This is a genomic window from Leptothrix cholodnii SP-6 (genome assembly GCF_000019785.1).
GTDB classification, from domain to species: Bacteria; Pseudomonadota; Gammaproteobacteria; order Burkholderiales; family Burkholderiaceae_C; genus Sphaerotilus; species Sphaerotilus cholodnii.
The window spans coordinates 2,150,418-2,177,193 of sequence record NC_010524.1 but is presented as its reverse complement, the minus strand read 5'-3'; the positions used below and the strand labels follow the sequence as shown (position 1 = coordinate 2,177,193).

24 protein-coding genes are annotated in these 26,776 nt (G+C 68.6%); 11 read left to right on the top strand and 13 right to left on the bottom strand.

Annotation, left to right across the window (positions count from 1 at the left end):
- Positions 1–3: 3 nt before the first annotated feature.
- Positions 4–3,471, bottom strand: a complete 3,468-nt coding sequence (gene mfd, locus LCHO_RS10065; protein ID WP_012347033.1) for a transcription-repair coupling factor — start codon at positions 3,469–3,471, stop codon at positions 4–6.
- 111 nt (positions 3,472–3,582) lie between these two features.
- On the bottom strand, positions 3,583–4,005 hold the full coding sequence (locus LCHO_RS10060; protein WP_150105449.1) for a hypothetical protein: 423 nt from the start codon (positions 4,003–4,005) through the stop codon (positions 3,583–3,585).
- A 313-nt stretch (positions 4,006–4,318) separates the two neighbouring features.
- Between LCHO_RS10060 and LCHO_RS10055 the strand changes: the two genes are divergently transcribed.
- Positions 4,319–5,233: a GGDEF domain-containing protein gene (locus LCHO_RS10055; protein ID WP_012347031.1), complete on the top strand. Its 915-nt coding sequence runs from the start codon at positions 4,319–4,321 to the stop codon at positions 5,231–5,233.
- A 30-nt stretch (positions 5,234–5,263) separates the two neighbouring features.
- On the opposite strand, the gene LCHO_RS10050 is transcribed toward LCHO_RS10055, so the two are convergent.
- Both LCHO_RS10050 and gabT read right to left on the bottom strand, forming a co-directional pair.
- Positions 5,264–6,754 carry an NAD-dependent succinate-semialdehyde dehydrogenase gene (locus LCHO_RS10050; RefSeq protein WP_012347030.1) on the bottom strand — a complete coding sequence of 497 codons (1,491 nt, stop codon included), beginning with the start codon at positions 6,752–6,754 and terminating at the stop codon, positions 5,264–5,266.
- Between the two features lie 55 nt (positions 6,755–6,809).
- Entirely contained in the window at positions 6,810–8,114 is a 1,305-nt protein-coding gene (gene gabT, locus LCHO_RS10045) for a 4-aminobutyrate--2-oxoglutarate transaminase (protein ID WP_012347029.1), read from the bottom strand.
- 94 nt (positions 8,115–8,208) lie between these two features.
- Between gabT and alaS the strand changes: the two genes are divergently transcribed.
- Together alaS and LCHO_RS10035 are read left to right on the top strand one after the other, a co-directional pair.
- Entirely contained in the window at positions 8,209–10,836 is a 2,628-nt protein-coding gene (alaS, locus tag LCHO_RS10040; RefSeq protein ID WP_012347028.1) for an alanine--tRNA ligase, read from the top strand.
- A 27-nt stretch (positions 10,837–10,863) separates the two neighbouring features.
- A complete protein-coding gene (locus tag LCHO_RS10035) occupies positions 10,864–11,385 on the top strand; it encodes a DUF1993 domain-containing protein (protein WP_012347027.1) in 522 nt (173 codons plus the stop codon).
- Here the strand turns inward: LCHO_RS10035 and LCHO_RS10030 are convergent.
- Positions 11,373–12,248 carry a ChaN family lipoprotein gene (locus LCHO_RS10030; protein ID WP_050757328.1) on the bottom strand — a complete coding sequence of 292 codons (876 nt, stop codon included), beginning with the start codon at positions 12,246–12,248 and terminating at the stop codon, positions 11,373–11,375. The genes LCHO_RS10035 and LCHO_RS10030 overlap by 13 nt on opposite strands.
- Positions 12,249–12,407: 159 nt before the next feature.
- Between LCHO_RS10030 and LCHO_RS10025 the strand changes: the two genes are divergently transcribed.
- A complete protein-coding gene (locus LCHO_RS10025; protein WP_012347025.1) occupies positions 12,408–12,788 on the top strand; it encodes a DUF2946 family protein in 381 nt (126 codons plus the stop codon).
- Positions 12,789–12,927: 139 nt separating this feature from the next.
- On the top strand, positions 12,928–13,629 hold the full coding sequence (locus tag LCHO_RS10020) for a Crp/Fnr family transcriptional regulator (RefSeq protein WP_012347024.1): 702 nt from the start codon (positions 12,928–12,930) through the stop codon (positions 13,627–13,629).
- A gap of 65 nt (positions 13,630–13,694) precedes the next feature.
- On the opposite strand, the gene LCHO_RS10015 is transcribed toward LCHO_RS10020, so the two are convergent.
- The 5 genes from LCHO_RS10015 to LCHO_RS09995 form a co-directional block, all read right to left on the bottom strand.
- Positions 13,695–14,159, bottom strand: coding sequence for a copper chaperone PCu(A)C (locus tag LCHO_RS10015; RefSeq protein ID WP_012347023.1), 465 nt, complete (start codon positions 14,157–14,159; stop codon positions 13,695–13,697).
- Between the two features lie 82 nt (positions 14,160–14,241).
- The gene (locus LCHO_RS10010) at positions 14,242–14,835 is read right to left on the bottom strand and encodes an SCO family protein (protein WP_012347022.1); all 594 of its coding nucleotides are present in this window, start codon (positions 14,833–14,835) and stop codon (positions 14,242–14,244) included.
- Positions 14,836–14,848: 13 nt separating this feature from the next.
- Positions 14,849–15,364, bottom strand: coding sequence for a copper chaperone PCu(A)C (locus tag LCHO_RS10005; RefSeq protein WP_043705107.1), 516 nt, complete (start codon positions 15,362–15,364; stop codon positions 14,849–14,851).
- Between the two features lie 230 nt (positions 15,365–15,594).
- Positions 15,595–16,068 carry a DUF2946 family protein gene (locus LCHO_RS10000; protein WP_083772707.1) on the bottom strand — a complete coding sequence of 158 codons (474 nt, stop codon included), beginning with the start codon at positions 16,066–16,068 and terminating at the stop codon, positions 15,595–15,597.
- A gap of 278 nt (positions 16,069–16,346) precedes the next feature.
- Positions 16,347–16,910, bottom strand: a complete 564-nt coding sequence (locus LCHO_RS09995) for a phasin family protein (RefSeq protein ID WP_012347019.1) — start codon at positions 16,908–16,910, stop codon at positions 16,347–16,349.
- Positions 16,911–17,084: 174 nt separating this feature from the next.
- On the opposite strand from LCHO_RS09995, the gene LCHO_RS09990 reads away from it, so the two are divergent.
- From LCHO_RS09990 to LCHO_RS09980, 3 genes are all read left to right on the top strand, one after another.
- On the top strand, positions 17,085–18,041 hold the full coding sequence (locus tag LCHO_RS09990; RefSeq protein WP_012347018.1) for a histone deacetylase family protein: 957 nt from the start codon (positions 17,085–17,087) through the stop codon (positions 18,039–18,041).
- A gap of 101 nt (positions 18,042–18,142) precedes the next feature.
- Positions 18,143–19,558: a sodium:proton antiporter gene (locus tag LCHO_RS09985; RefSeq protein WP_012347017.1), complete on the top strand. Its 1,416-nt coding sequence runs from the start codon at positions 18,143–18,145 to the stop codon at positions 19,556–19,558.
- Between the two features lie 25 nt (positions 19,559–19,583).
- Positions 19,584–20,582 carry a 2-hydroxyacid dehydrogenase gene (locus LCHO_RS09980; protein ID WP_012347016.1) on the top strand — a complete coding sequence of 333 codons (999 nt, stop codon included), beginning with the start codon at positions 19,584–19,586 and terminating at the stop codon, positions 20,580–20,582.
- A gap of 62 nt (positions 20,583–20,644) precedes the next feature.
- Here LCHO_RS09980 and LCHO_RS09975 read toward each other — a convergent pair whose 3' ends face one another.
- The gene (locus LCHO_RS09975; RefSeq protein ID WP_012347015.1) at positions 20,645–22,837 is read right to left on the bottom strand and encodes a xanthine dehydrogenase family protein molybdopterin-binding subunit; all 2,193 of its coding nucleotides are present in this window, start codon (positions 22,835–22,837) and stop codon (positions 20,645–20,647) included.
- A gap of 2 nt (positions 22,838–22,839) precedes the next feature.
- Complete coding sequence (locus tag LCHO_RS09970; RefSeq protein ID WP_012347014.1) at positions 22,840–23,307, bottom strand: (2Fe-2S)-binding protein; 468 nt, start codon at positions 23,305–23,307, stop codon at positions 22,840–22,842.
- Between the two features lie 169 nt (positions 23,308–23,476).
- Between LCHO_RS09970 and LCHO_RS09965 the strand changes: the two genes are divergently transcribed.
- On the top strand, positions 23,477–24,376 hold the full coding sequence (locus LCHO_RS09965) for a c-type cytochrome domain-containing protein (RefSeq protein WP_012347013.1): 900 nt from the start codon (positions 23,477–23,479) through the stop codon (positions 24,374–24,376).
- A gap of 20 nt (positions 24,377–24,396) precedes the next feature.
- On the opposite strand, the gene LCHO_RS09960 is transcribed toward LCHO_RS09965, so the two are convergent.
- Complete coding sequence (locus LCHO_RS09960; RefSeq protein ID WP_012347012.1) at positions 24,397–24,954, bottom strand: LuxR C-terminal-related transcriptional regulator; 558 nt, start codon at positions 24,952–24,954, stop codon at positions 24,397–24,399.
- Between the two features lie 122 nt (positions 24,955–25,076).
- Between LCHO_RS09960 and LCHO_RS09955 the strand changes: the two genes are divergently transcribed.
- Together LCHO_RS09955 and LCHO_RS09950 are read left to right on the top strand one after the other, a co-directional pair.
- Positions 25,077–25,778: a CoA transferase subunit A gene (locus LCHO_RS09955; RefSeq protein ID WP_012347011.1), complete on the top strand. Its 702-nt coding sequence runs from the start codon at positions 25,077–25,079 to the stop codon at positions 25,776–25,778.
- Positions 25,779–25,812: 34 nt separating this feature from the next.
- Positions 25,813–26,451, top strand: coding sequence for a 3-oxoacid CoA-transferase subunit B (locus LCHO_RS09950; protein WP_012347010.1), 639 nt, complete (start codon positions 25,813–25,815; stop codon positions 26,449–26,451).
- Positions 26,452–26,776: the final 325 nt, after the last annotated feature.

Sequence of the window (26,776 nt, the reverse complement as noted above, 5' to 3'; positions counted from 1 at the left end):
CATTCAGGTGGCGGCCGCCTTGGCCTGCGGCTGGCCGAGTGCGCGCAGCACGTCGCGCACGTACTGCGCCCGGTCCTTGGCGTCGGGGTAGGCCCGGTCGATGCGCAGCTTGTCGTTGCCGGCGAGCTTGACGTTGCGGTTCTTCTGCACCAGCTCGATGATGCGCATCGGATCGATCGGCGGGTTCGGCTTGAAATGGATGTTCATCACCGCCGGGCCCGCGTCGATCTTGACCACGCCGTAGGGCCGCGCCTGCACCCGCAGGCGGTGCAGGTCGAACAGCGTCTGGCCCTGGGCGGGCAGCTTGCCGAAGCGGTCGACGATCTCCTCGAGCAGGCTGTCGATCTTGTCGAGCCTGTCGACCGTGGCCAGGCGCTTGTAGAGGTTCAGGCGCACGTGCACGTCGCCGCAGTAGCTGTCGGGCAGCAGCGCGGGGGCGTGCAGGTTGACCTCGGTGGCGGCGCCGAAGAAGCCGGTGGGTGACAGCAGGTCGGGCTCCTCGCCGGCCTTCATCGCCCGCACCGCCTCGGCCAGCATCTCGTTGTAGAGCTGGAAGCCGACCTCCATCATGTTGCCGCTCTGGTTGTCGCCCAGCACCTCGCCGGCGCCGCGGATCTCCAGGTCGTGCATCGCCAGGTAGAAGCCCGAACCCAGTTCCTCCATCGCCTGGATGGCGTCCAGGCGCTGCTGCGCCTGCTTGGTCAGGCCCTCGGTGTCGGGCACCAGCAGGTAGGCGTAGGCCTGGTGGTGGCTGCGACCGACGCGCCCGCGCAGCTGGTGCAGCTGCGCCAGGCCGAACTTGTCGGCGCGGCTGATGACGATGGTGTTGGCGCTCGGCACGTCGATGCCGGTCTCGATGATGGTCGAGCACAGCAGCACGTTGTGGCGCTGGGCCACGAAGTCGCGCATCACGCGCTCGAGCTCGCGCTCGGGCATCTGGCCGTGGGCGACCGCGATGCGCGCCTCGGGCAGCATTTCCTCGAGCTTCTGGCGCCGGTTCTCGATCGTGTCGACCTCGTTGTGCAGGAAGTAGACCTGGCCGCCGCGCTTCAACTCGCGCATCACGGCCTCGCGGATCGTGCCGCCGGTCTCGTTGCGCACGAAGGTCTTGATCGCGAGGCGCCGCTGCGGCGCGGTGGCGATCACGCTCAGATCTCGCAGCCCTTCGAGCGCCATGCCCAGCGTGCGCGGGATCGGCGTGGCGGTGAGCGTGAGCACGTCGACCTCGGCGCGCAGCGCCTTCATCTGCTCCTTGTGGCGCACGCCGAAACGGTGTTCCTCGTCGATGATCAGGAGGCCCAGGTTCTTGAACTTCGAGTCCGGGCTCAGCAGCTTGTGCGTGCCCACCACGATGTCGACCGTGCCGGCGGCCAGGCCGTCGAGCGTGGCCTTGACCTCCTTGGTCGAGCGGAAGCGGCTGATCTCGGCCACCTTGACCGGCCACTGCGCGAAGCGGTCGGCCAGCGTCTGGTAGTGCTGCTCGGCCAGCAGCGTGGTCGGCGCGAGCAGCGCCACCTGCTTGCCGCCGGTGACCGCCACGAAGGCGGCGCGCAAGGCCACCTCGGTCTTGCCGAAACCGACGTCGCCGCAGACCAGCCGATCCATCGGTCTGGGGCTGATCATGTCCTGGATGACGGCGTGGATCGCGGCGTTCTGGTCGGCGGTTTCCTCGAAGCCGAAGCTGGCCGCAAACGCCTCGTAATCCTGCGGCGAGAAACGGAATGCAAACCCTTCGCGCGAAGCGCGGCGCGCGTACAGATTCAGCAGCTCGGCGGCGGCGTCGCGCACCTGCTCGGCCGCCTTGCGCTTGGCCTTTTCCCACTGGCCGGAACCGAGCTTGTGCAGCGGCGCCTCTTCGGCGCTGACGCCGGTGTAGCGGCTGATCAGCTGCAGCTGCGACACCGGCACGTAGAGCGTGGCCTGGTCGGCGTATTCGAGGAACAGGAACTCGGTCGGCCCCTCGCCCAGGTCGATGCTGACCAGCCCCTGGTAGCGGCCGATGCCGTGGTTGGCGTGCACCACCGGGTCGCCGACCTTCAGCTCCGACAGGTCCTTGATCAGCGCCTCGACGTCGCTGGTCTGCTCCTGCTTGCGGCGCCGGCGTGCGGTGGGCGTGGCGTCGAAGAGTTCGGTTTCGGTGACGAACTGGATGCCGAAGTCGGCCGTCGCGTCGGTCCAGAAGAAACCGGCGGCCAGCGGCGCGGTGGCGATCGCGTACGGGTGGTCGCTGGCGATGAAGGCCGACAGGCCGTCGATCGGCGGCGGCTCCAGCCGGTGGTCGCGCAGCAGTTCGAGCAGGCTCTCGCGCCGGCCGGCGCTTTCGGCCACGATCAGCAGCCGGTTCTTCTGGCTGCGGATCTTCTCGAGCTGCTGCTCCAGGCGCTGCAGCGGATCGGTGCCGCCGCGGATCACGCTCAGGTCGGGCAGCGGCCGGGCCCATTCGACGGGGTCGTTGCCGCGGATCGACAGCTGGGCGTGCTGGTTGCACCGCGCGAAGAATTCTTCCTGGCGCAGGTAGATGTCCTCGGGCGGCAGCACCGGCCGCTCGGGGTCGTGGCGCAGGAACTTGTGGCGCTCGCGGGTTTCGCCCCAGAAACGCGCCAGCGCCTCGTCGACCTCGCCGTGCAGCACCAGCGCGGCGGCGTCGCCGAGGTAGTCGAAGAAGGTGGCCGGCTGCTCGAAGAACAGCGGCAGGTAGTACTCGATGCCGGCGGTGGCGATGCCCGAGGCCATGTCCTTGTAGATGCGCGCCTTGCTCGGGTCGCCGTCCATCTTTTCGCGCCAGCGGGCCCGGAAGGCCTGCCGCCCGGCGTCGTCCATCGGGAACTCGCGCCCGGGCAGCAGCCGCACCTCGGGCACCGGGTAGAGGCTGCGCTGGCTGTCGGGGTTGAAGACGCGGATCGAATCGACCTCGTTGTCGAACAGGTCGACCCGGTAGGGCACCAGCGAGCCCATCGGGAACAGGTCGATCAGGCTGCCGCGCACGGCGTATTCGCCCGGCGACACCACCTGGCTGACGTGCTGATAGCCCGCCAGCGTCAGCTGTGCCTTGAGCGCGGCGTCATCGAGTTTCTGCTTCTGCTTGAAATGGAAGGTGTAGCCGGCCAGGAACGACGGCGGCGCCAGCCGGGTCAGCGCCGTGGTGGCGGGCAGCAGCACCACGTCGACCTCGCCCGAGCGCACCCGCCAGAGCGTGGCCAGGCGCTCGGAGATCAGGTCCTGGTGCGGGCTGAAGCTGTCGTAGGGCAGGGTTTCCCAGTCGGGGAACACCGCCACGCGCAGTTCAGGGGCAAAGAAAGCCAGTTCGTCGGGCAGCCGCTGGGCGTCGGCGGGCTCGGCCACGATCACGGCCAGCAGTTGCCGGCTGGCCACCCGGGCCTGGGCGAAGCGGGCCAGCAAGAGCGCATCGGCGGAGCCGATCGGGCGTGAAACGGCAAAGCGTTTGCCGGGTGCGATGTTCGGAAGCAGCATGGACGGGGCTCGGGGTTGAGCCGCTGAAACGCCGCCACGCCACCGGGCGGTTGCCGGGCGACGTCGGGCTTCAACAGACGCGGCGGATTCTAGGCGGGGGCCGGCGCCCGCTCACCAGACCAGCTGCGTGAACTCGGCCGATGCCTTCGGGGCATGGATGACGGTGGGGCCGAAGTGCAAGTCCAGGCAGATCGGCGCGATGTGCGGCGGCCGGCTGCTCTGCAGCAGCCGCTCGACCATCTCCGTGACCCCGCTCGCCTTGGACAGGCAGAGGTCGACGGTGACTCCGTGCGCCCGCACCAGCGCGGTGTCGCGCAGCGCGTCGACCAGCAGGACCAGCCTGCGGTGGCCCAGGCACGGCCTGAGCGTGCTGACCAGCGTGGCCAGGCGCGACCAGCCGCACAGGGCGATGTCGAGCATGACGACTTCGATCTCGGGCTCCTGCCGCAGATAGGGCAGCGCACTGGCGAGGGCGTGCGTGCGCCAGACCTGCGCCTCGGCGGTGCGCCCTTGCAGCACGTGCTGGAGGAGCATGTGCAGACTGCTGTGGTCGCTGAGCAACAAGATTTTCATGACATGGCCTCGGGCTGGAACTGCCTCAAAGCGTAGGTGAGGTGCGTGAAAATCCGCCTCCCCCTAAAGGATGAGGCGGGAGCGCCACACTTCGTGTTTGCGCCGCACCTTCCCGCGCACCCCCCGGATTGCGCCGAAGTCAGTTTCAATATCCGGAAATCGGTCGAAGATCGCTGCGCATGCAGTTTGCGCAGAATCTGTCGAGCGCCAACGCCGGAGGGTTTCAGTAATATCAGCGCCCTGTATTTCATTTAGCAGCCTGCAGTTCGCCGCCATGTCCAACTCACGTTCCAACCCGATCACCGCCTGCCACCTGGGGCTCGGAGCCCTGAATCCGGACGGTGCGGGCGACGAGGGCATCGTCTGGGACGCCTGCGAGAGCCTCGACGCCCTGGTGCTCTACATGCAGGTGCATGCGCCGCAGGCGATCGTGATCGGTTGCAGCACGCGCACGCAGGCCCAGGCGCTGCTGTCGTGGCAGGGGCTGTCGCAGGCCGCGACGGCTTCGGCGGTGATCGTCGCCTGGCCGTCGCCGGATCGCGATCTGGCACGCCGCCTGATCCAGATCGGCGTGCAGGACGTGCTGGCGATCGAGGACACGCAAGGCGCGCGGCTGCGGCGCGCGATCTGGCTGGCGGTACAGCGCAAGCAACAGGACCTCGAGGTCCGCCGGGCCTGGTCGATCGACCTGTCCACCGGCCTGCCCAACCGCGCGCTGCTGGTCGAGCTGCTCAATCAGCTGTGTGCACTGCGCGAGCGCGAGCCGATGCCGATGGCCCTGCTGGTGCTGCGGCTCGACGGCCTGGAAGCGGTGCAGGCCCGGCTCGGCGAGCAGGCCGCCCAGTTGCTCAAGCGCAAGGCCGCGGTGCGCCTGCGCGCGGGGCTGCGCTCGAGCGACGTGGTGGCGGTGGTCGGTGCCGACGCCTTCGCGGCGGTGCTGCCCAGCATGGAACGGCCGCAGGATGGCGAGCGGGTGGCCGCCAAGCTGGCCAAGAGCATGAGCGAGCCCTATGTCGTCACCGGCCAGCAGGCCGTGCTGGGCATCGGCACCGGTGTCAGCCTCTACCCCGAACACGGCCGCCAGGCCGAGGAACTGCTCAGGCTGGCGTATGCGTCGGCGGTGCAGTCCAAGGGCACGCTGCGCGCCGGCATGATGGGCGGCACGGGCGGCGCAGCCAACGACGACTGAGGCGCGGGCGCCCGGTCGTCGCCACGGCCTTCAGCGCAGGATGTCGCCCAGGCACAGGTACTTCATCTCGACGTAATCCTCGATGCCGTGCCGCGAGCCCTCGCGGCCGAGCCCCGACTGCTTGACGCCGCCGAACGGCACTTCGGCCACCGAGATCAGCCCGGTGTTGACGCCCACCATGCCGGCCTCGATCGCCTCGCCGACGCGGAAGATGCGGCCGATGTCGCGGCTGTAGAAATAAGCCGCCAGACCGAACTCGGTGGCATTGGCCAGCGCGATCGCCTCGGCCTCGGTCTTGAAACGCATCACCGGCGCCACCGGGCCGAAGGTTTCCTCGCGCGCGCAGAGCATCTCGGCGGTCACGTCCGACAGCACCGTCGGCGTGTAGAAACGCTGGCCCAGCGCGCCAGCACCTCGGCTGCCACCCACCACCACCCGGGCACCCTTGGCGACGGCATCGGCCACGTGGGATTCGACCTTGGCCAGCGCCTGGGCGTCGATCATCGGCCCCTGGTTGACACCGGCCTCGAAACCGTTGCCGACCTTGATCGCCGCGGCCTTGGCGGCGAGCTTCTCGACGAACGCGTCGTAGACGCTGTCCTGCACGTACAGCCGGTTGGCGCAGACGCAGGTCTGGCCGGCGTTGCGGTACTTGCTGACCATCGCGCCCTCGACCGCGCTGTCGATGTCGGCGTCGTCGAAGACGATGAAGGGTGCGTTGCCGCCGAGTTCGAGGCTAAGCTTCTTGATCGTCGGCGCGCACTGGCGCATCAGGATGCGGCCCACTTCGGTCGAGCCGGTGAAGCTCAGGTGGCGCACCACGTCGGAGGCACACAGCACGCCGCCAATCTCGATCGAGCTCTCGGCATCACCGGTCAGGATGTTGAGCACGCCCGGCGGCATGCCGGCGCGCTGGGCCAGCTCGGCGCAGGCCAGCGCCGACAGCGGCGTCTGCTCGGCCGGCTTGATGATCACCGGGCAGCCCGCGGCCAGCGCCGGCGCGACCTTGCGCGTGATCATCGCGATCGGGAAATTCCACGGCGTGATCGCCGCGCAGACGCCGATCGGCTGCTTGAGCACGATGAAGCGCTTGTTGGCGTCGGTGCTCGGAATCGTCTCGCCGTAAACGCGCTTGGCTTCTTCGGCAAACCACTCGATGAAGCTGGCGCCGTAGACCACCTCGCCGCGCGCCTCGGCCAGCGGCTTGCCCTGCTCGGCGGTCATGATGCGGGCCAGGTCGTCGGCGTGCTGGATCAGCAGCTGGTACCACTTCATCAGGATGCCGGCGCGCTCCTTGGCGGTCTTGGCGCGCCAGGCCGGCCAGGCGGCGTTGGCGGCGGCGATCGCGGCTGCGGTTTCGCTCGCGCCCAGCAGCGCCACGTCCGCCAGCCTGGCGCCGGTGGCGGGGTCGGCGACGTCGAAGCGGCTGGTGCCGGCGATCCACTCGCCGTCGATCAGCGCGTCGGTCTTGAGCAGGCCGGGGTCGTTCAGCAGTGCCAGCGGGTTGGTGGTCATGTCCATGCGGTTTCCGATCGGGGTGGGGCAGGTTCGCCGGTCAGTGGCAATGGCGGCGGCTTCAGGCCACCGCGTCGAAGCTCGCGGCGAGGATCGCCAGGCCTTCGTCGATCACCGCATCGCTGGCCGTCAGCGGCACCAGGATGCGGATCACGTTGGCGTGGACGCCGCAGCTCAGCAGCACCAGGCCACGCCGGATCGCCTCGGTGCAGATGCGTTTGGTCAGGTCGGCATCCGGCTGGTGAAGGTCGCCATCCTTGAACAGCTCGATCGCCACCATCGCGCCCGGCCCGCGCACGTCCTGGATGCTCTTGTGGCGTGCGGCGATGGCCTGAAGGCCGGCGGTCAGGCGTTTGCCCACGTCGCGGCTGCGCTCCAGCAGGTTTTCTTCCTCGAACACCTCCAGCACTGCCAGCGCCGCGGCGCAACCCAAAGGGCTGCCGGCATAGGTGCCGCCCAGGCCGCCGGGGCCGGGCGCGTCCATCAGCTCGGCGCGGCCGATCACGGCCGAGATCGGGAAACCGCCGGCCATCGACTTGGCCATCGTCACGATGTCGGGCGCGCCCACGCCCGCGGCCACCCACTGCTCGCAGGCCAGCCAGGTGCCGGTGCGGCCGGCGCCGGTCTGGACCTCGTCGACGATCAGCACGGTGCCGTGCTGGTCGCAGATCGCACGCAGGCCGCGCACGAAGTCGATCGGCGCGACGTAGAAGCCGCCTTCGCCCTGCACCGGCTCCAGGATGATGGCCGCCACCCGTGCGGCCTCGACGTCGTACTTGAAGATCGCCTCCACCGACGCCAGCGCATCGGCCGTGCTCACGCCATGCAACGGGTTCGGGAACTTGGCGTGGTAGATCTCGGCCGGAAACGGCCCGAAGCCGGTCTTGTACGGCGCCACCTTGCCGGTCAGCGCCATGCCCATCATCGTGCGGCCGTGGAAGCCGCCGCCGAAGGCGATGACCGCGCCGCGGCGGGTGGCAGCGCGCGCGATCTTGATGGCGTTTTCGACCGCCTCGGCGCCGCTGCTCAGGAAAAACGCCTTCTTGGCGAAATCGCCCGGCGTCCTGGCGATCAGGCGTTCGGCCAGTTCCACGTACGACTCGTAGGCCAGCACCTGGAAGCAGGTGTGGTGCTGGCGGTCCAGCTGCGCCTTGACCGCGGCGATCACCTTCGGGTGACGGTGGCCGGTGTTGAGCACCGCGATGCCACCGGCGAAGTCGATCAGGCGCCGGCCTTCGACGTCCCAGACCTCGGCATTTTCGGCGTGGTCGACGAACACCTCGTAGGTCTGGCCGAGGCCGGCGGGCAGGGCGGCACGGCGGCGCGCCATCAGCGCGGCGTTGGTGGCATGGGGTTCACGTTGCATGGCGAGGCTCTCCGGATCGGACGATCGAATGTCTGCCCGCCACTATAGGACGCGCATTGCCCACTTAAAATCGCCCGATCTACCGAGAGACCGCATGAAAGCCTCCGAAATCCGTTCCACCTTCCTGAAGTTCTTCGAGTCCAAGGGCCACCAGATCGTGGGCTCCAGCCCCGTGGTGCCCGGCGACGACCCGACGCTGCTGTTCACCAACGCCGGCATGAACCAGTTCAAGGACGTCTTCCTGGGCTTCGACAAGCGCCCCTACAGTCGCGCCACCACCAGCCAGAAGTGCATCCGCGCCGGCGGCAAGCACAACGACCTCGACAACGTCGGCTACACCGCGCGCCACCACACGTTCTTCGAGATGCTGGGCAACTTCAGCTTCGGCGACTACTTCAAGCACGACGCCATCAGCTACGCCTGGGAGCTGCTGACCGAACACTTCAAGCTGCCGAAGGACAAGCTCTGGGTCACCGTCTACTCCGAGGACGACGAGGCCTACGAGATCTGGAACAAGGTGGTGGGCGTGCCCGCCGAGCGCATCGTGCGCATCGGCGACAACAAGGGCGCGCGCTACATGTCCGACAACTTCTGGATGATGGGCGACACCGGCCCCTGCGGTCCGTGCACCGAGATCTTCTTCGACCACGGCGAAGGCATCCCCGGCGGCCCGCCGGGCAGCCCCGATGAAGACGGCGACCGCTACATCGAGATCTGGAACAACGTCTTCATGCAGTTCAACCGCACCGAAGACGGTGTGATGCACAAGCTGCCCAAGCCGAGCGTGGACACCGGCATGGGCCTGGAGCGCATCACCGCGGTGCTGCAGCATGTGCACAGCAACTACGAGATCGACCTGTTCGTCGCGCTGCTGGCCGCGGCCAAGGCGGCCGTCGAGAGCGCCGGCGGCAAGGACGTCGACCCCGAATCCCCGAGCCTGAAGGTCATCGCCGACCACATCCGCGCCTGCTCGTTCACCATCGTCGACGGCGTGATCCCCGGCAACGAAGGCCGCGGCTACGTGCTGCGCCGCATCGCCCGCCGCGCCATCCGCCACGGCTACAAGCTGGGTGCGCGCACGCCGTTCTTCCACAAGATCGTGGCCGAGCTGGTGGCGCAGATGGGCGAGGCCTATCCGGAGCTGCGTGCAGCCCAGGCGCGTGTCACCGAGGTGCTGAAGCAGGAAGAAGAGCGCTTCTTCCAGACCATCCAGCACGGCATGGAGATCCTCGAGCACGCGCTGGCCGGTGGCACGAAGCAGGTCGACGGCGAGACCGCCTTCAAGCTGCACGACACCTACGGCTTCCCGGTCGACCTGACCGCCGACGTCTGCCGCGAACGTGGCGTGACGGTCGACCAGGCCGGCTTCGACGCCGCCATGGAGCACCAGCGTTCGCAGGCGCGCGCCGCCGGCAAGTTCAAGATGGCCGCCGGCCTCGCCTACAGCGGCGCGCCGACCGCGTTCCACGGTTACGAGCACCTCGTCTGCGAGACCTCGAAGGTGGTCGCGATCTACGTCGACGGCACCCCGGTCGATGCGGCGCAAGCCGGTGACGACGCGGCCATCGTGCTCGACCACACCCCGTTCTACGCCGAGAGCGGCGGCCAGGCCGGCGACAGCGGCGAGCTGCGCAACGGCAGCACCCGCGTGGTGGTGGCCGACACGTTCAAGATCCAGGCCGACGTGTTCGGCCACCACGGCCGCATCGTCGAAGGCAGCGTCAAGGTCGGCGACAGCTTCGTCGCCAAGGTCGACGCCGAACTGCGGGCCAAGACCGTGCGCAACCACAGCGCCACCCACCTGATGCACAAGGCGCTGCGCGAGGTGCTGGGCGCGCATGTGCAGCAGAAGGGTTCGCTCGTCAACGCCGAGCGCACCCGCTTCGACTTCGCCCACAACGCGCCGGTGAGCGACGCGCAGATCCGCCAGGTCGAGGCGATCGTCAACGCCGAGATCCTGGCCAACGCCGCGGCCTCGGCGCAGGTGATGGCGCTCGACGACGCGCAGAAGAGCGGCGCGATGATGCTGTTCGGCGAGAAGTACGGTGAGACCGTGCGCGTGCTGAGCATCGGTTCGAGCAAGGAACTGTGTGGCGGCACACACGTCAAGGCCACCGGCGACATCGGCCTGTTCAAGGTGGTGGCCGAGAGCGGCGTGGCCGCCGGCATCCGCCGCATCGAGGCGATCACAGGCGACAACGCGCTCGCCTATCTGCAGAGTCTGGAGTCGACCGTCAACGGCGTGGCCAGCGCGCTGAAGTCGGCGGTGCCGGAGGTGCCGGCGCGCATCAGCGGCCTGCAGGATCAGGTGCGTGCGCTCGAGAAGGAGCTGGCTGCGCTCAAGGGCAAGCTGGCGTCATCGCAGGGCGACAGCCTGCTGGCGCAAACGGTCGACATCAACGGCTTGAAGGTGCTGGCGGTCGTGCTCGAAGGCGCCGATGCGGCCACCTTGCGCACGACGATGGACCAGCTCAAGAACAAGCTCAAGACCGCGGCCATCGTGCTGGCGGCGGTCGACGGCGGCAAGGTTCAGTTGGCTGCGGGCGTGACGGCCGATTCGACGGCCAAGGTCAAGGCCGGCGAGCTGGTCAACTTCGTCGCCCAGCAGGTGGGTGGCAAGGGCGGCGGCAAGCCGGACATGGCGATGGCCGGCGGCACCGACCCGAGCAAGCTGGCTGCTGCGCTGGCCAGCGTGCCGGGCTGGGTCGGCGAGCGGGTCTGATCGCGAACTGAAACGAAAGGACGAGCCATGAGCATCACGATGTCCCGTGCCAGCCTGCCGGTGTTCTGCACCGCGTTGCGCAATCTCGACCACTGCCTCGGCAAGGCGGCCGCGTACGCGCAGCAGCGCAAGTTCGACGTCAACGTGCTGGTGTCGATGCGCCTGGCGCCCGACATGCTGCCGTTCGCGTCGCAGATCCGCATCGCCTGCGATGCGGCCAAGCTGTGCGTGGCCCGCCTCGGCGGGCTCGACGCGCCGAAGTTCGACGACACCGAGTCGACCTTCGCCGAACTGCGCGAGCGCATTGCCCGCACGCTGGCCTGGCTCGACAGCGTGCCGGCCGACGTGCTGGACGGCACCGAGGACAAGGAGATCACCTTCCCGGTCGGGCGTGACAAGACCCGCACGATGAAGGGCGAGGACTACCTCCGGCACTGGGCGCTGCCCAACGTGTTCTTTCACGTCACGATGGCGTACGCGCTGCTGCGCCACAACGGCGTCGATCTGGGCAAGATCGACTACCTGCTCGGCGCCGATCAGCCGGCCTGAGAGGCCGCCTGAGCCGCAGCCGGCGCGGCTTTCCTGCGCTCCATCTGCGCGCGGAATTCGGCGCAGTGGTCGATGCTGTCGACCCGCTCGGCCGGCCGGCGCTCGTCGACCGGCAGTTCACCGTCGCCGAACGCCACCACGCGCATCTGGCCCGTCGGCACGCCGAGCCGGTCGAGGTGCAGCGGCACGCCGCGGTCACGCGCCACGTGCTGTTCGCCGGCGTGCAGCATCACCACCTGTCCGGCGCCGGCCTTGAGCCGGGCGCGCAGCAGCGTCTCGGCCATGCGCTGGTCGCGGGTCATCTGGACACGCACCATCGCCGGCAGCTGATCGGCCTTGAGCATGCCGCAGTGGCCGTCATGCACCGCCTGCGAAATCAGCGCACGCACCGGCTCGGTCAACTGCGTGTCGATGCGGCTGTCGGCCATCACCGCGGCCATCTGCTTGCGCGGAAGATTGCCACCCAGCACCGGAATGCCGGCCCGCACGGCGATCATCACGGCCGGGCCGTAGGCCGCCCAGGGCCAGCCACGGTCGTCCCAGCCGAGTGTCTCGCGCACCTGTTCCTCGGGGCTGGCGCGGTACAGCGCGGTGCTGTCGCGGTCGCTGTCGACCATCTCCAGCACCAGCGCCGCCAGGCGACCCTGCGCGATCAGGCGCTGCACCTCGGCGGCGATCTGGCGCTGGTGATCGGGCTGGTCGTGCTGCTCGCCCATCAGCAGCACCTCGGCCGAGCCGGCGGGTGGCGGCAGGAGCGACGGCAGGTTCTCGCAGCCGGCCAGCATCGACGCGGCACACAGGCCGAACGCGCCGATGGCCGACCGCAGCAGGCGTGCGGGAATGCTGAACTTGGCGTGGTACATCGTTGGCATCGACGGGTTGCAGGGTGCCTGCATTGGAGCACCTGCGGGCGGTGCTTGCGCACGATGCGCAGCATCCGCGACCGCCCGGGCGCACGCCGGCCACCGACGCTGTTAGCATTTCTGCCGGCTTGATCCACCTGCACGCCTGAACCGCCTTTCATGACCGCCCGACACCCTCGCGTCCGACTGCTACGGCTGCTGCTGGCGAGCCTGCTGTTCGCTGCGCTGTCGCCGGCCTGGTCGCAGCTGCTGTCGATGCGCCTGAACGGCCCTGCAGCGGGCGGGAGCGACTACTGCCAGGTGGCGGGCGAGCGCCTGCCGGGATCGGCCGACTCGTCGCAGCCGGACGCCGTCCGGCACGGCGGCACCCATTGCGCGCTGTGCGGCAAGCTGTTCGATGCGCTGCCGCCTGCGTCGGGGCAGAACCACGCGCCGGCCACGTGGGCGCGGGTCGATCGCCAGCCTGACGGCGTCGATGCGCGCGACCGCACCCCGCCGGCCTGGGTTCGACTGCCCGCGCGGGCCCCTCCTTCGGCCTGATCCGACCGCCACGGCCCACACGGCCGCCAATGCGATCGCTCTGCCGGCACGGATTCCGGGCGCGTCTGCCGCGCACCCCGTGCCAGGCGCGATGCGATCCGGATCAGTCGGCAGCCATGCCGCCAAGGAAAGACACCCGATGATTCTCATGGACATGCCGCGCAGTTCCCTGCGCGCTCACCTCAACGACCGCCACCAGCCGGACTTCCCGTCACCCCCGCGCCCGATGCGCCGAGACTATGAACGTGGCGAACAGGTCCTGCGCGCCGGCGGCAGCGCGGTGCCTTGCGTGCTGATCAGCGGCGCGCTGCGCATCGATCGACCCGGCTCAGGACCCGAAAACCTTCAGCTCGCCTGGCCGGGCGATCTGGTCGGACTCGAGGCCCTGCACGGCTGGTCGCCGACCTGCGATGTGCGGGCACTCGTCGACAGCGAAATCGCGCCGCTGCGCCGCATGTCGGACACCGAGTGGCGCGACGTGCTGCTCAACGCGCTGCTGCGTCGCCAGTCGCAGGGCGCCAGTCTCGGCAAGGTGCGGGCCGGCAGTGCCAGCGAGCGGGTGCGACGGCTGCTGCTGATGCTGGCCGGCGTCGACGAGGGCGCCACGGCGAGCCGGGCCGGCGACACGCAAGAACCGATCGTCTGCGAACTGCCGTCGCTGGCCGACATGTCGGCCGTCACGATGACCGCCTCGGAGACCGTTTCGCGTGTGGTGTCGAGCCTGCGACGCAGCGGCCTGCTCGCCGATCACGGCCATCGCCGCGTGCGCCTGGCCAGCGGCCTGCTGCTCGAAGGCGGCGAGCTGCCCGTGGGCATGACGCGCAGCCGCATCCGCGACTGAGCGCCCGACCGGCTGCAGCGTGCAATCCGGCCACCGGCCGGTCGCCGCGCTGCAGTCCGTGTCGATCAGTGCTTGTGTTCCATCTTGTGCTCCATCTTCATGCCGCCCAGCGCGCGCACCGGTGCCTGCACTTCGACGGTCTCGCGCTTCTGGTCCTTGCCTTCGACGACCAGCGTGACGGACACCGTCTCGCCGGCCTTGAGCGGCTGCTTGAGCCCCATCAGCATGATGTGATAACCACCCGGCTTCAGGTCGACCGCCTTGCCGGCGGGCAGGTTGACGGCCGGCACGGCGCGCATCTTCATGACGTCGCCTTCCATCGCCATCTCGTGCACCTCGACCACGCCGGCAGCGGGCGAGCTGGCCGAGATCAGGCGGGCATCGCCGGTCGAGGTCAGCGTCATGAAGGCGCCGGTGGCCTTCTGCTGGGCCACGGTGGCACGCACCCACGGTTCGGCCACGGTGACTTCGGCTTGTGCCAGGCCGGTGATCGCGAGGCCGGCGAGCAGGGTGAGGGTGCGGATGTTCATGTCGGTTCCTTTGAAGTGAACGGGGAAATCGGAGGGTGAAAACAAGGACGAGACCGGCGCGGATGCCGGTCCGCAGGCGGGATCAGGTCGATTCGTGCAGCAGCAGCTTCAGGTCGTGCGCCACGTCTTCGGCGCCCTGCGAATGCCGCACCGCCAGGCGCAGGCGGCCCTGGGTGTCGAACACGTACGACAAGGCGGTGTGGTCCATGGTGTACGAGGAACCGGTGGGCACCTTGTTGAAGAACACCTTGAACTCGCGCGCCACCTCGGTCGTGCGCACCAGGTCGCCGCGCAGGGCCAGGAAGCTCGGGTCGAACGCGGCCATGTACTGCGACAGCAGTTCGGCGGTGTCGCGCTCGGGGTCGACGGTGATGAAGATCACCTGCAGGCGCTCGGCGTCCGCACCCAGCATCTGCCGCACCGCAACGGCGCGGCTGAGTGCGGTCGGACAGACGTCCGGGCATTGCGTGAAGCCGAAGAACACCATCACCAGCCGGCCCTTGAAATCGGCCAGCGAGCGGTTCCTGCCATCGGGCGCCTGCAGGTCGAAGCTGCGGGCGTAGTCGGAGCCGGTGATGTCCAGGTTCTTGAACGGCGGCGGGGCGTCCTTGCAGCCGGCCAGCGCCAGCACGCCGGCAGCCAGCAGGCTCAGTTGAAAACGACGTCGATGCAGCATGGGCCTGGTTTCCTCAGTGTTTGTGTGCGTCATGTTCGGGGGCCGTGGCGGCTGCACGTGGGCGCTGCACCCAGACCATCACCTCCTGCCTGCCACCCCGCTCGAACGTGAGCGTGACCGGAAAGCGGTCGCCGTCCTTGAGCGGCTGTTTCAGGTCGAGCAGCATCAGGTGCAGCGTGCCGCCGTGGCGCACCTCGAGTTCCTTGCCGGGTGGCAGGTCGATGGTCGGCTGGGCACGCATCCTCATGACGTCGCCGTCCATCTGCATGCGGTGGAACTCGATCGTGCGGGCGATCGGCGTGCTCGCCGCGGTCAGCCGGTCGAGATCGGCGCCACCGTTCTTCAGCCGTCGGAAATACATGCCGCCGGTTCTGGCCCCGGGCGGCGTCGGCACGGCATAAGGATGCTCGATGGTGACGGCGCCGGCCCTGGCCTCATGGGCCGGTGCGACGTTCGGCATCAGCACCGCGAAGGTCATGGCGCATGCCGACGCGATCATCCGGGCCCTGGCGTTCATTTCAGTGCGCATGTTGTTGCCCTTCAGGTTGCGGCGAACGCGAGGGCCGGCGCCACGGTCACGCAACCTGAGCCGATACGTGAGAGCAGATTCATGATCGATCTTTCATCGGGCCTGCGTTGCGGCAACACAAGCCGTTGGGACTGCGGACGAGGGTGTCCGTGCAAGGTTCTGAATGGCGTGGCGCACAGCCGGCCGGGCCGGCGTGGCGCCGCTGTGCTCGCACGGCGAGAGCGGTGCGCTCAGGACGACAGCGGCGGGGCTCGCGAGCGGTGCCGCGTCGGCAGCTCGGTGCCCAGCGGCCGGGCCTCGGAACGATGCGTCCGGGCGACCGGCTGAAGCGGCGGCTTGACCGCTCGTGTCTGCGCGGCCGCGACACCGGTGTTCAGTGCGGCCGAGAGGCAATAACCGCAAGCGGGTTCACCGGCGAGTGCATCGTGCCGATCGGTCGAATCGGCGGCCGACGCGGATTGGGCGCCCTGATCCTGCGACAGTGTCGACGGACTGCACCAGGCGCTCAGGATCGAGGCCGCCGATGCAACGCCCCGCGCGTCGCGGACCGCATGGCTCACGGTAGGCGCGAGCAGGCTCATCAGGACGAGCATGACGCCCATCCAGCTGATCCATCGGTGTTGCGCGCGCAGGCCTTGCATGGCGGCGATTGTCGGGGAATTTGCCATCTGCCCCGTCATCGGCCATTCAGGCAGGACGTCCATGTCGATGAAAACGTGTGCCGTCGGCAATCGCCGTCATCGTCAGTTGCAGCAACACGACAGGCTCGTGCAGACGAAAAAAAACCCGGCCTGACAGCCGGGTTTGAAGGTACCTGGAAAGCGGGCTTTCACGAAGTACCGAGGAGACAACCAGTCACGCAACCTGTCTGCACAGTTCGCGCCCTTGAATGATCGGGTCGGACGCCGGAAGTTCAATGCTTCCGGTGCCGCCCGCGGGCACTTTGAACGGTGCTGCGTGGTTCAAACCGTGTCAACAGCAATCAGGCCGCAGCGCGGCGAGCAGCCTTCGGGGCCACAGCCGACGCGGCCTTGGCAGCGGTCTGGCTCATGGCTTCGAAGTTGGCTTCAGCAACACCGACGGCCTGCTTGGCAGCCTTCTGGGCGTTTTCGAGCGCCGTATTGGCGGCAGTCACGGCCTGACGAACCATGGCAACAGCGCCTTCGCTGCCGGCCGGGGCGTTCTTGACGGCGGTGTCGACCAGCGCGGCAATGTTCTGCTGCAGGGCGGCGTACTGGGCTTCGGCCAGCTTGGCGACTTCAGCTTGCGTGCTCTGGGCGATCTCGTACACCTGACGACCGTAGGCGGTGGCCTTTTCGGTGGCGGGCTGCATCAGCGACGATTGCAGGGCGAACAGCTCCTGAGCATCCTTGACCGCGAACAGTGCCTTGGCAGCGTCGACGCCTTCGCCCATGTTCGAGCGGGCGGCTTGCAGGTTCAGTTCGACCAGCTTCTCGACGCCTTCAAAAGTCTTCTGGCCCAGTTCGACCAGGGCTTCGAGGTTGGCCTTGCCAGCAGCGGCGAATTGCTCGGGGGAATTGCTCATGAGTGTGGCTCCACAGTTGAAAGATAAATTGCTTGCTTGCGTTGATGCTGCGCCGCAACATGAACTCAGTATAGGCAAGAGAGATTGAAATGCAAGCGCGATGTTGCGCTGCAGCAAGCATTAGATGGTCGCCCCTAAAGTGGCTGCTTTGTTGACGTTTGTCACAATTGATCCATGCAGCTCCACTACAGCGACCACTTCGTGCTGCCCCTGCCGGCAGGGCATCGTTTCCCGATGCACAAGTACCGGTTGCTGCGCGACGCCGTGGCGGCCGAACTGGCCGCGGTCAGGCTGGTCCAGGCTGCGGCGGCCAGCGACGGCGAACTGGCCCTGGTGCACGAACCCGCCTATGTCGACGCCGTGCAGCACGGCAGGCTGAGCGCGCAGCAGGAGCGCGAGATCGGTTTTCCGTGGTCGCCCGCGATGGCCGAGCGGGCCCGGCGCTCGGTGGGCGCGACCATCGCCGCCGCACGCTGCGCACTGGCCGAAGGCATCTCGGGCAACCTGGCCGGCGGCACCCATCACGCCAGCGCCGGCGGCGGCAGCGGCTTCTGCGTCTTCAACGACGTGGCCGTGGCCGCGCGACTGATGCAGGCCGAGTGGCACCGTCGGCATCGACAGTTCCTGCGTATCGCGGTGATCGACCTCGACGTGCACCAGGGCAACGGCACGGCGTCGATCTTTGCCGACGATCCGATGGTCTACACGCTGTCGATGCACGGCGAAAAGAACTTCCCGTTCCGCAAGGTGGCCAGCGACCACGACGTCGATCTGCCCGACGGCTGCACCGATGGGCCGTATCTGCAGGCGCTCGACGCTGCGCTGGAACGGCTCTGGCAGCACCACGCCGAGTCACCGCCGGGGCTGATCTTCTACATCGCCGGCGCCGATCCGCACGAGGGCGACCGGCTCGGCCGCCTCAAGATCAGCGCCGCCGGCCTGGCCGAACGCGATCGGCGCGTGCTGCAGGCCGCCCGCCAACGCGGCGTGCCGGTGGCGATCAGCATGGGCGGCGGCTACGGCCGGACGATCGAGGACACCGTGGCGGTGCAGATGCAGACCTGGCGCGAGGCGCTCGCATGCTGGCATCAGTGGCCCCGTCAGACCCGCGGCGCGCTGGCCGACGCGTGACCCATCCGGGCAGATGCTCTCGCGCGGGGGCTGCGCTGCCCCTAGGATGCGCGCCGCAGCGGCGCAATTGCCGCATCGAGTCAAGACAACGAGGAGTAGAGATGTCGAAAGCGCCCCTTCGGGCCCTGGGCCTCGGGCTGGCGGCCCTGCTGTTGCCGATTGCCGCACAGGCGGCCGACGTGGACGGCAGCCAGTTGGGCGGGGCCTGGGCCGTGCCGTTCGCCGGCCTGCTGCTGTCGATCGCGCTGTGCCCGCTGGTGTCGCCGATCGTCTGGCACCACCATTACGGCAAGATCACCGCGGCCTGGGCGCTGGCGTTCCTGCTGCCGTTTGCCTTTTTCTACGGGCCGGCGATGGCCGGGCAGGGTTTCGTGCACGCCCTGCTGGCCGAGTACATCCCGTTCATCATCTTGCTGACCGCGCTCTACACGGTGGCCGGCGGCATCTACATCCGCGGCAACTTCCATGGCAGCCCGGGCTTCAACGTGGTGCTGATGGTGATCGGCGCGGTGCTGGCGAGCTTCATGGGCACCACCGGCGCGTCGATGCTGATGGTGCGCCCGCTGATCCGTGCCAACGACAACCGCAAGCACGCCGCCCACGTGATCGTGTTCTTCATCTTCATCGTCAGCAACGCCGGCGGCTCGCTGACGCCGCTGGGCGACCCGCCGCTGTTCCTGGGTTTCCTCAAGGGCGTCGATTTCTTCTGGACGCTCAGCCACATCTTTCCCGAGACGCTGGCTCTCGTCGGCGCGCTGCTGGCGATCTTCTTCGTCATCGACACCTGGTACTACCGGCGCGAAGGCGTGGTGCGCGCCGACCCCACGCCCGACGATCACAGCTTCGGCATCGAAGGCCACATCAACGGCCTGCTGCTGCTGGGCGTGGTCGCCCTGGTGCTGATGAGCGGCACCTGGAAACCGGGCATCAGCTTCGACATCGCCGGCACGCCGGTCGGTCTGGAGCAGGTGGTGCGCGATGTCGGGCTGATCGTCATCACGCTGCTGTCGCTGGAGTTCACGCCTCACAACGCGCGCCAGCAGAACCAGTTCAACTGGGCACCGATGCAGGAGGTGGCCAAGCTGTTCGCCGGCATCTTCCTGACCATCATCCCGGTGCTGGCGATGCTCAAGGCCGGCACCGCCGGGGCGTTTGCGCCGATCGTCAACCTCGTCACCGCGCCCGACGGCCAGCCGATCCCGGCGATGTACTTCTGGGCCTCGGGCCTGCTGTCGTCGTTCCTGGACAACGCGCCGACCTACCTGGTGTTCTTCAACCTGGCCGGCGGCGACCCGCAGGTGCTGATGACCACGCTCGCACCGGTGCTGGCGGCGGTGTCCGCGGGCTCGGTCTTCATGGGCGCCAACAGCTACATCGGCAACGCGCCCAACCTGATGGTCAAGGCGATCGCCGAAGACCGCGGCCTGAAGATGCCCAGCTTCTTCGGCTACATGGCGTGGAGCACCCTGGTGCTGTTGCCGCTGTTTGCCGTCATGACCTTGATCTGGTTCCGCTGAGCGCGGTGCCCACAGGAGACACGACATGAATCCGTCCGAACAGGGCCGCCCCCGACTGCTGGTGGCACGCGCCGTCTTCCCAAGCGTCATTGCCCGGCTGCGCGAGCACTTCGACGTGCAGCACAACGAGGCCGACGAGGTCTGGTCGCGCGCCGAGCTGATCGAGCGCCTGCAGGGCATGGACGCGGTGTTCGTCACCACCGGCGAGCCGATCGACCGCGGCGTGCTGGCCGCCTGCCCGCAGCTCAAGGCGGTGTGCTCGATGGCGGTCGGCTACAACAACATCGACGTGCCGGCCTGCACCGAACGCGGCGTGCTGGCCAGCAACGCGCCCGACGTGCTGACCGAGACCACCGCCGACTTCGGCTTCGCGCTGATGATGGCCACCGCGCGCCGCATCACCGAGAGCGAACGCTTCCTGCGCCGCGGCGAGTGGAACAAATGGGCGGTCGACATGTTCGCCGGCCAGGACGTCCACGGCCGCACGCTGGGCATCCTCGGCATGGGCCGCATCGGCCAGGCCATCGCCCGGCGCGGTGCGCTCGGTTTCGGCATGCCGGTGGTCTATCACAACCGCTCGCGGCTGGCGCCCGAGCTGGAGCAGCCGCTGGGCGCGCGCTGGCTCGGCAAGGAAGACCTGCTGCGCCAGGCCGACCACCTGGTGATCGTGCTGCCGTACAGCGCGCAGTCGCACCACAGCATCGGCGCGGCTGAACTGGCGCAGATGAAGCCGACCGCGACGCTCACCAACGTCGCCCGCGGCGGCATCGTCGACGACGCCGCGCTGGCGCAGGCGCTCAAGAGCGGCGTGATTGCCGCGGCCGGGCTGGATGTCTTCGAGGGCGAGCCCCAGGTGCACCCGGATCTGCTCGACGTGCCCAACGTCGTGCTGACCCCGCACATCGCCAGCGCCAGCCTGCCCACCCGCACGGCGATGGCCAACCTGGCGGCCGACAACCTGATCGCCTGTTTCACCGGCGGCACGCCGCCCACGGCGCTGAACCCGCAGGTCCTGACGACCTGACGTGAAAGAGGCCGGCGCACCCCACGGTGCGCCGGCCTCGGCTCATTCAGGCGCGGGAGTTGTCAGGCCCGCTTGAGCTTGCTGCTGTCGATCGGCAACTGCCGCAGCCGCTGGCCGGTGGCGGCGAACAGCGCGTTCACCACTGCCGGCGCCAGCGGCGGCGTGCCGGGCTCGCCGATGCCGCCGGGCGCTTCGGTGCTGGGCAGGATGTGCACCTCGACCTTCGGCGCCTCGTTCATGCGCAGCACCGGGTAGTCGTGGAAGTTGCTCTGCTGCAGGCGGCCGTCCTTGAAATCGAGCTTGCCGTAGAGCGCCGCCGACAGCCCGAAGACGATGCCGCTCTCGGTCTGGCGGCGGATGATCTCCGGGTTCACCGTCATGCCGCAGTCGACCGCGGCCACCACCCGGTGCACCTTGGGCGTGCCGTCGGCGGCCACCGACACCTCGGCAACCTCGGCCACGTAGCTGCCGAAACTCATGCCCACCGCGATGCCGCGGAACACGCCCGCCGGCAGCGGCTGGCCCCAGCCGGCCTTCTGCGCCGCGGCTTCGAGCACGCCCTTGTAGCGCGGCTGCTTGCCCAGCAGGTTGCGGCGGAACTCGTACGGATCCTTGCCCGCCGCCACCGCCAGCTCGTCGATGAAACCTTCCATGAAGAAGATGTTCTGCGAGTGCCCGACCGAGCGCCAGAACCAGACCTGCGGCCCCGGCTCGCGGCGGCCGTATTCGAGCTTGAGGTTCTCGATGTCGTAGGGCATGTCGGCGATGCCTTCCATCGCGAAGTTGTCGACGCCGTTGTCGGGGATCTTCATGAAGCCCGAGGCCGCCATGATGGACGGCGAGCTCACGCTGGCTGCGAGGCCGGTGAGGGCGCCCTGGTCGTCGAGCGCGCCGCTGAACATCGCCACCGACGCCGGCCGGTAGAAGCCGGCCATCATGTCGTCCTCGCGGCTGTAGATCAGCTTGACGGGCTTGCCGCTGAGCTTGGACAGCAGCGTGGCGTCGATCGTGAAGTCGGGCGCGAAGCGCCGGCCGAAACCGCCGCCCAGCATCATCGTGTGGACCGTCACCTTGGCCGGCGTGACCTGCGCCACCTGGCTCAGGATGCCCTGCGCCGGGCCTTGGCTCTGGGTGCCGGCCCAGATCTCGACCTCGTCGCCACGCACCCAGGCGGTGCAGTTCATCGGCTCCATGCAGGCATGCGCCAGGTAGGGCGCGCTGTAGCGGGCATCGAGCGTCTTGGCCGACGTCGCATTGGCGTCCTTGATGTTGCCGGCCTCGCGTGCCACCGAGCCACCTTCGCGGGCGCCTTCGGACAGCATCGCATCGATCTTGTCGTTCGACAGATCGGCCAGCGTGCCCAGATCCCAGTCGATCTTGAGTGCGTCGCGGCCCTTCCTGGCGGCCCAGTAGCCGTCGGCCAGCACCGCCACGCCGTGCGGGATGGTGATGACCTGGCGCACGCCCTTGACTGCCTTGGCGGCGCTGTCGTCGAGCTTGGCAACCTTGGCGCCGGGCTGCGGCGCGCGCGCCATCACCGCCACCAGCATGCCGGGCAGGTTGACGTCGATGCCGTATTTCGCCGTGCCGTCGACCTTGGCCGGGGTGTCCAGGCGCTTGAGCGGCTGGCCCAGCAGCTTGAAGTCCTTGCGGTCCTTCAGCGGCGGGTCTTGCGGCGGGGTGAGCTTGGCGGCTGCCACGGCGAGTGCGCCATAGCTGAGTTTCTGCCCCTTCGGCCCGAGCACCTGACCGAGCGCGGTGCGGCATTGCGAGGGCTCGACCTTCCACTGCGTGGCCGCAGCGCCCACCAGCATCGCGCGCGCTGCGGCGCCGGCCTTGCGCAAGGGTGTCCAGTGCGCCCGCACCGTGGTGCTGCCGCCGGTGGCCTGCATGCCGAACATCGGGTTCGCGTAGGCCTTGTCGACCGGCGACTGCTCGACGCGCACCGATTTCCAGTCGGCATCGAGCTCCTCGGCCAGCAGCATCGGGATGGCGGTGTGCACGCCCTGGCCCATCTCGGCCGAGCCGCACAACACGGTGATGCGGTTGTCGGGCGTGATGCGCAGCCAGGCGTTGAGCGTGGCGCCTGTCGGCGTGGCGGCGCCGAGGCGGCCGCTGGCCGGCAACATGAAACCGAGCACCAGCGCGCCGCCGGCACCCATGAAACCGCGCCGGTTGAGCGTGACGGGGCCGGCGGTGTCGCCGGTTTCAGCCGCGACGTGGTCCGGCGACTTCGATTCGATCGGGGTGTTCATGCTCAGGCCCCTTTCGTCAGTTGACCGGCCGCGTCCTTGATGGCCGCGCGGATCTGGTTGTAGGTGCCGCAGCGGCAGAGGTTGCCGCTCATGGCGGTGTCGATCTCGGCGTCGCTGGGCGACTTCTTCTCGGCCAGCAGCGCGCAGGCGCTCATGATCTGGCCCGACTGGCAGTAGCCGCATTGCGGCACGTCCTGCAGGATCCAGGCGGCCTGCACCAGTTTGCCGGTGCGGGTGGCGGCCATCGCCTCGATGGTGGTGACCTTCTTGCCGGCGGCGGCCGACAGCGGTGTCGAACACGAGCGCACCGGTTTGCCATCCAGGTGCACGGTGCAGGCGCCGCACAGCCCCATGCCGCAACCGAACTTGGTGCCGGTGAGCTGGAGGTTTTCGCGCACGGCCCACAGCAGGGGCATGTCGGCGTCGGCATCGATGCTTCGAGACTGGCCGTTGACGGTGAGCTTGATCATGGTTCTCCTCGCGGTTTGTTGTTCAAGGTGCTGCGTTCAGGTCGGGGGTGACGGGCTCGGGTGGACTTGGAAACCACCTCCGTCGCGACACAATGCCTGCATGCGCGACCGATTCAAACACCCTCCGAGCTCATTTGCACGCCGAGTTGCCAAGGCCCGACTGGCACTGATGTTCATCGCCGTGACGCCGTTTGCCGCTGCCGTGCAGGCCCAGCCCGCCCCGACTTACGCCGAGCTGCAGCCGATCCTGCAGAGCCGCTGCGTGATGTGCCACACCGGCGCGTCGGCGCCACGTGGGCTGCAGCTCGACAGCCTGGCCGGCCTGCTCAAGGGCAGCAGCAGCGGGCCGGTCGCCAAGGCCGGCGACGCCGCCGGCAGCGAACTGATCCGTCGCCTCAAGGGCCAGAGCCAGCCGCGCATGCCGATGACCGGCCCGCCGTGGCTCAGCGATGCCGAGGTGGCGCTGTTCGAGCGCTGGATCGCCGGCGGCATGCCGCCCGGCGGCGCCGCAAGCGCCGGTGCGTCAGCTCCCGCCCCGAGCCCGGCCGCGGCGCCACGCCCGAAGGCCGGCGAGGCACCCACCTGGGCCCATGTGGCGCCGATCTTCGCCACCCGCTGCGCCAAGTGCCACAGCCCGCAGGGGCTGATGGGGCCGGCGCCCGAGGGCTATCTGCTCAACAGCTACGAGGGCGCGCTGTCCGCTGGCGATCGTGTGCGCATCGTGCCCGGCCAGCCGCTGGCCAGCGAGGTGGTGCGGCGCATCCGCGGCCACGCGCGCCCGCGCATGCCCTTCGACGGCCCGCCGTACCTGGGCGATGCCGACATCACGCTGATCAGCGACTGGATCGCCGCCGGTGCCCGCAACGGCAGCGGCCAGCCGGCGCCCGTGCCGGCCGGCGCGCGCATCCGCCTGCGTGGCGTGTTGTCGGCCGATGGCACGCTCGACGGGCTGGTGATCCCGTCCGGTGGCCGGCGCGACAAGATGCCGTACCCCGGCGACGGCGTCGAGTTGCGCGGCGTGGTGCTGCCCGACGGCCAGATCGCCGCCGAACGGGTGCGGCGGCGCTGAGTTCGCCCGCGCGGCCGGGCTCAGGCGCTCAGCAGCTTGTGCACCAGCTCGGGCGTGGTCGCGGCCTCGTACTTGCGCATCAGCCGGGCGCGATAGACGTCGACCGTGCGCGGGCTGATCACCAGGCGCTTGCCGATCAGCTTGCTGGTCAGGCCCTCGATCAGCAGCGCGGCGATCTCGCGTTCACGCGGCGTCAGGTCGGCTTTCAGCTGACGCACCGCCGACAGGTCCTCGAAGGTCCAGATGCCCGCCGCGTGCGGCTGCGCCGGGTCGAGCGCACGGCCCGACACGTGGCACCAGAACAGCTCGCTGCCCGCAGGCGCGCTCAGTCGGCGCATCACCCGCTCGTCGGCGTAGCGCCCGTCACGCCCGAGGCTGGCGACGATGCGTGCGCCGGTGCGCTCGAACTCGGCCGTGCTCGGGTACAGCACCTCGAAGCTCTGGCCGATCAGCTGGTCGCGCTGGGCGCCGAACATCGCCAGCAGCTGCTGGTTGCAGTCGACCATCAGCCGGTTGCGTGACAGCACCATGCCGATCGGCGCCAGGTCGAAGGCGGTGCGGTAGTCGAGGTCGGTCATGCGGATTTCCAGGCAGGGGCCGGGCCATCCCGGGCAAACCCTGAGTCAATTCTACGTATCGTGTACGTAATGCCTTACGTAGTACGCTGAGCGCCGTTCCAGAACCCTGTGGAGACTCACGCATGAACAAGGTTTACCCGAGCGCTGCCGCTGCGCTCGACGGCATCGTCCGCGACGGCCAGCTGATGGCCGTGGGCGGCTTCGGCCTCTGTGGCATCCCCGAGGCCCTGATCGACGCGCTGCAGGCCAGCGCGGTCAAGAACCTGACGGTGATCTCGAACAACGCCGGTGTCGACGGCTTCGGCCTCGGCAAGCTGCTCGCCACGCGCCAGATCAGGAAGATGATCTCGAGCTACGTCGGCGAGAACAAGGAGTTCGAGCGCCAGTACCTCAGCGGCGAACTCGAACTCGACTTCACGCCGCAAGGCACGCTGGCCGAGAAGCTGCGCGCCGGCGGCGCCGGCATCCCGGCCTTCTTCACCAAGACCGGCGTGGGCACGCTGGTGGCCGAAGGCAAGGAGATCCGCGAGTTCGACGGCCACAAGTACGTGATGGAGCGGTCGCTGACGCCCGAGGTGTCGCTGGTCAAGGCGTACATCGCCGACAAGAGCGGCAACCTGGTCTTCAACAAGACCGCGCGCAACTTCAACCCCAACGTGGCGATGGCCGGCAAGATCACCGTGGTCGAGGTCGAGAAGATCGTCGAGACCGGCGAGCTCGACCCCGATCAGGTCCACCTGCCGGGCATCTTCGTGCACCGCATCGTGCTGAACGCGACGCCGGAAAAGCGCATCGAGCAGCGCACCGTCCGCAAGACCGCCTGAACGCGGCCCGCACACACGAAATCAGGAGCTAGACATGGCATGGACCCGCGATGAAATGGCTGCGCGCGCTGCAAAAGAACTGCGCGACGGCTTCTATGTGAACCTCGGCATCGGCTTGCCGACGCTGGTGGCCAACCACGTGCCCGAAGGCATGGAGGTGTGGCTGCAGAGCGAGAACGGCCTGCTCGGCATCGGCCCGTTCCCGACCGAGGACCAGGTCGACGCCGACCTGATCAACGCCGGCAAGCAGACCGTCACCACGCTGCCCGGCTCGGCCTTCTTCAGCAGCGCCGACAGCTTCGGCATGATCCGCGGCGGCAAGATCAACCTGGCGATCCTGGGCGCGATGCAGGTCAGCGAGCAGGGCGATCTGGCCAACTGGATGATCCCCGGCAAGATGGTCAAGGGCATGGGCGGCGCGATGGACCTGGTGGCCGGCGTCGGCCGCGTGGTGGTGCTGATGGAGCACGTGGCGACCAAGAAGGACGGCAGCACCGACCTGAAGATCATCGCCAACTGCACCCTGCCGCTGACCGGCGTGGGTGTGGTCAACCGCATCATCACCGACCTGGGCGTGCTCGACGTGACGCACAACGGGCTCGAGCTGGTGGAGCTGGCGCCGGGCGTCACCCGCGACCAGATCCAGGCGGCGACCGGCGTGGCATTGCATTGATGCAACCCCGGCGCCGAGCCGGGGCAGGTTCGCGTGAATCAGGAAAGGACCTTCGGGTCCTTTTTTTCGATCGAGGGCCCTCGGTGGTTTCTAGTTGGTTACACCTACCTGCGCACGCGTTTCCCTGCTGATTCGGGTCGGCGATCCTGTGCCGGCGTTGTAACCAGGATCCGGTGCTGGTGCAGACCCGGATGGACAGCCGAGCCGTGCGACGAATCGCCTCGCGTCATGGCGGACGACGTTGTGCCGTCAGAGACAACATCGATCGCAGCAACAGGGTAAACACCTGGAAATCGGCCCGTCCGGCCGGTTTGCCTGGTGGCAT